The organism is Pseudomonas sp. SST3 (genome assembly GCF_003325755.1).
In genome coordinates this window covers 1-4,578 of the sequence record NZ_QORI02000105.1, presented here as the reverse complement: position 1 = coordinate 4,578, position 4,578 = coordinate 1, and the positions used below count along the sequence as shown (strand labels likewise).

Annotated in this window: 1 protein-coding gene and 1 pseudogene; both read left to right on the top strand. The window is 60.5% G+C overall.

What is annotated here, in order from left to right; translation table 11 throughout:
- Positions 1-2,715: pseudogene (locus DQ405_RS28750) on the top strand (amino acid adenylation domain-containing protein); the annotation flags it as partial.
- A 27-nt stretch (positions 2,716-2,742) separates the two neighbouring features.
- Positions 2,743-4,578, top strand: a 1,836-nt coding sequence (locus tag DQ405_RS28745) for a condensation domain-containing protein (RefSeq protein WP_446730914.1), incomplete at its 3' end; no start/stop codon positions are given.

Genomic DNA, 4,578 nt, shown 5'->3' with positions numbered 1-4,578 from the left:
GTCGAGGAACTGGTGCAGTTGTATGCCGGTTACAGCCAGGGCCAGGACGTGCAGTTGCCGGCGCTGCCGATCCAGTATGCCGACTATGCCGTATGGCAGCGCAGCTGGATGGACGCCGGTGAGAAGCAACGTCAACTGGCCTACTGGCGTGAGCTGTTGGGCGGTGAGCAGAGCGTGCTGGAGTTACCGTTCGATCACCAGCGCCCGGCTGTGCAGAGCCACCGCGGCGCACGCCTGGCATTCGAGCTGACGCCGGAACTCACTCAGGGGCTCAAGGCTTTGGCCCAACAGCAGGGCGTGACCCTGTTCATGTTGTTGCTGGCATCGTTCCAGACCTTGTTGCACCGCTACAGCGGCCAGGAAGAAATACGTGTCGGCGTGCCGATTGCCAACCGCAATCGCAGCGAGACCGAGCGCTTGATTGGTTTCTTCGTCAACACCCAGGTGCTCAAGGCCGATGTGCATGGGCAGATGAGTGTCGAGCAGTTGCTGCAGCACGTTCGGCAACGCGCCCTGCAAGCCCAGGCCCACCAGGATTTACCGTTCGAACAACTGGTCGAAGCCCTGCAACCTGAGCGTAGCCTGAGCCACAACCCGCTGTTCCAGGTCATGTTCAATCATCAGACTGACGTCGGCCAGGCTCAGGTTCAGCACCAATTGCCAGGGCTGCGGGTAGAAGGGCTGGACTGGGACAGCAAGACCGCACATTTCGACCTGGACCTGGATATTCAGGAGTCCACCGAAGGTATATGGGCCACCTTGGGTTATGCCCAGGACCTGTTCGAAGCCAGCACCGTGCAACGCATGGCGCGTCACTGGCAGAACCTGCTGCAAGGTATGGTCGCCAACCCACGACAGCAGCTCAGCCAGTTAAGCCTGCTGGACGCGACCGAACAACAACAGATCCTGCAACTGTGGAACCGCACGGAGTCTGGCTTTTCGGCCGAGCGCCTGGTGCACGAATTGGTCGGCGATCGCGCCCGCGAAACTCCGGACGCGGTGGCGGTGAAATTCGACGCGCAAACCCTGACTTACGGTGAACTGGATCGCCAGGCCAACCGCCTGGCCCATGCCTTGATCGCCCGTGGCGTCGGCCCGGAAGTGCGGGTGGCTATCGCCATGCCGCGCAGTGCCGAGATCATGGTGGCGTTCCTGGCGGTGATGAAAGCCGGCGGTGTGTATGTGCCGCTGGATATCGAATACCCACGTGATCGCCTGCTGTACATGATGCAAGACAGCCGTGCGCAACTGCTGCTGACTCACAGCCGGGCGTTGCAGCAACTGCCAGTCCCCGAGGGTCTGGATACCCTGGCGATTGATCGCACCGAAGAGTGGGCCGGTTACAGCGATACGGCACCGGATGTGGCGCTGGACGGCGACAACCTCGCCTACGTGATCTACACCTCCGGTTCCACCGGTTTGCCCAAGGGCGTGGCGGTGGCTCATGGGCCGTTGGTGGCGCATATCATCGCCACTGGCGAGCGTTATGAAACCTCACCGGCCGATTGCGAACTGCACTTCATGTCGTTTGCTTTCGACGGCTCCCACGAAGGCTGGATGCACCCGCTGATCAACGGCGCCAGCGTGTTGATCCGTGACGACAGCCTGTGGCTGCCGGAATACACCTACGAGCAGATGCATCGCCATAACGTGACCATGGCRGTGTTCCCACCGGTGTACCTGCAACAGTTGGCCGAACATGCCGAGCGCGACGGCAACCCGCCGGCGGTGCGGGTGTACTGCTTTGGCGGTGATGCCGTGGCTCAAGCCAGCTACGACCTGGCGTGGCGCGCGCTGAAACCCAAATACCTGTTCAACGGCTACGGCCCGACCGAAACCGTGGTCACGCCGCTGCTGTGGAAGGCACGCAAGGGCGACCCCTGTGGCGCCGTCTACGCGCCCATCGGCACTTTGTTGGGTAACCGCAGTGGCTACGTGTTGGATGCGCAACTGAACCTGCAACCCATCGGCGTGGCCGGCGAGTTGTACCTGGGCGGCGAGGGCGTGGCCCGGGGTTATCTGGAGCGTCCGGCGTTAACCGCCGAACGCTTCGTGCCGGACCCGTTCGGCAAGCCCGGCAGTCGCGTATATCGCAGCGGCGACCTTACCCGCGGGCGTCCGGATGGCGTAGTGGATTACCTGGGGCGTGTGGACCATCAGGTGAAGATCCGCGGTTTCCGTATCGAACTGGGGGAAATCGAAGCGCGCTTGCGTGAGCAAGCCAGTGTCGGTGAAACCGTGGTTGTCGCCCAAGAGGGGCCGACCGGTAAGCAACTGGTGGCCTATGTCGTACCACTGGACCGGACGCTCCTGGATGATGCTGTCGCTCAATCCACCGGTCGCGAAACCTTGCGGCGCGCCTTGAAAACCCGCTTGCCGGACTACATGGTGCCGACGCATTTGATGTTCCTTGAGCGTATGCCGCTGACCCCCAACGGCAAGCTCGACCGCAAGGGCTTGCCGCTGCCGGATGTGAGTCAGATGCAGCAGGCGTATGTGGCGCCCGAGAGCGAGTTGGAGCAACAGGTGGCGGCCATCTGGGCCCAGATCCTGGGCGTGGAGCGTGTCGGTCTGGCCGATCACTTTTTTGAATCGGGGGGCCATTCATTATTGGCGATGCAGGTAATTTCGCGCCTGCGTCAACTGTTGGGTCGGGAAGTACCCCTCAGAACAATGTTTGAGCAACCGCGACTGCAGGGGTTTGTCGAGACCCTGTGCAACTCCCATGAATCACAGGCAAGTGTGCTTCAGATCCTGCCGGTCAGCCGTCAACAGCCGTTGGCGCTGTCTTATGCCCAGGAGCGCCAGTGGTTTCTCTGGCAATTGGATCCGCACAGTGCGGCCTACCATGTACCCAGCACCTTGCGCTTGCGTGGCTGGCTGGATCATGCGGCTTTGCAACGCAGTTTCGACAGTCTGGTAGCCCGTCATGAAAGCCTGCGAACGCAGGTACATCAGGACGAAGGGCAGGCCTTCCAGATAATCCGTGAAAACGGCACTGTGGCCATCCTTCATGAGCAGGTCAATGAGGCGGACATGCAGCGTCGGGTAGAGACCGAGATCGCGCAACCTTTCGATCTGCAGCAAGGGCCGTTGCTGCGCGTAACCTTGTTGCGCCTGGCCGAAGACGACCATGTGTTGGTGCTCGTGCAGCACCATATCGTTTCCGATGGCTGGTCAATGCAGGTGATGGTGGATGAGTTGGTGCAACTTTATGCCGCCTACAGCCAGGGCCAGGACCTGCAACTGCCGGCATTGCCGATTCAATATGCTGACTATGCCCAGTGGCAGCGTGACTGGATGACGGGTGGTGAACGCGATCGGCAAATGGGTTACTGGCAGGCTCTGCTTGGCGGTGAGCCGTCAGTGTTGGAGCTACCCCTTGATCGGCCGCGACCTTCGGTGCAGAGCTTTCGTGGTGCAAGCCTGGAGATCAAGCTTGCACCGGCATTAGTGGAGGGGCTCAAGGCCCTGGCGCAGCGTGAGGATGTCACGCTGTTCATTGTTTTGTTGGCGTCGTTCCAGGCTCTACTGCACCGCTACAGCGGGCAGCAGGATATTCGCGTGGGTGTGCCTATTGCCAATCGTAACCGGGTCGAAACCGAGCGCCTGGTAGGTTTTTTCGTCAACACCCAAGTGCTAAAGGGCGATTTCGATGCGCAGCTGACGGTCACCCAGCTGTTGCAGCAGGCCAAGCACCGGGCGTTGGACGCCCAAAGCCATCAGGACTTGCCGTTCGAGCAATTGGTCGAAGCCCTGCAACCTGAACGCAGCTTGAGCCGCAATCCGTTGTTTCAGGTGCTTTTCAATCATCAGAGTCAAGCGCGTCTAGCCAGTACGAGCCAGCAACTACCCGACCTGAGGATTGAAAGCTTGGAGTGGGGCACGCAAACCGCTCAGTTCGATTTGAGCCTGGACACACAGGAAACCGTCGATGGGCTATGGGCAACCCTGACTTATGCGACCGACCTGTTCGATGCCGCCACGCCCAATCGCATGGCGCGCCATTGGCAGAACCTGTTGCAGGCCATGTTGGATGACCCTCACCAACGTGTCGCTCAGCTACCGCTATTGGAACCTCTTGAGCATCAGGTGATAGTCGAACAGTGGAACGACACGGCGCAGGATTATCGGTTGGAAGACAGCGTGCAGAGGCAGATCGAAGCGCAAGTGCGGCGCACACCGAATGCCCAGGCTTTGGTGTTTGGCGCTCAGACACTGAGTTATACGCAGTTGAATGCACGAGCCAATCGATTGGCGCACCGCTTGATCCAGGCCGGTGTCGCGCCTGATGTGTTGGTAGGTGTGGCGATGGAACGCTCCATTGAAATGGTGGTAGCACTTCTGGCTGTGCTTAAGGCAGGTGGCGCCTATGTGCCGCTGGACCCGGACTACCCGCGCGAACGCCTGGCCTACATGCTGCAAGACAGCAACGTACCGCTGCTGCTGACGCAGGCGCATTTGTTACAGGCCTTACCGGTCAGCGCGCCCTCGCACTGTCTGGTGGTCGAGCCCGACGATCACTGGCTGAGCGAGTATGCCGATACCGATCCTGATGTGGCCGTAGACGCGGAAAAT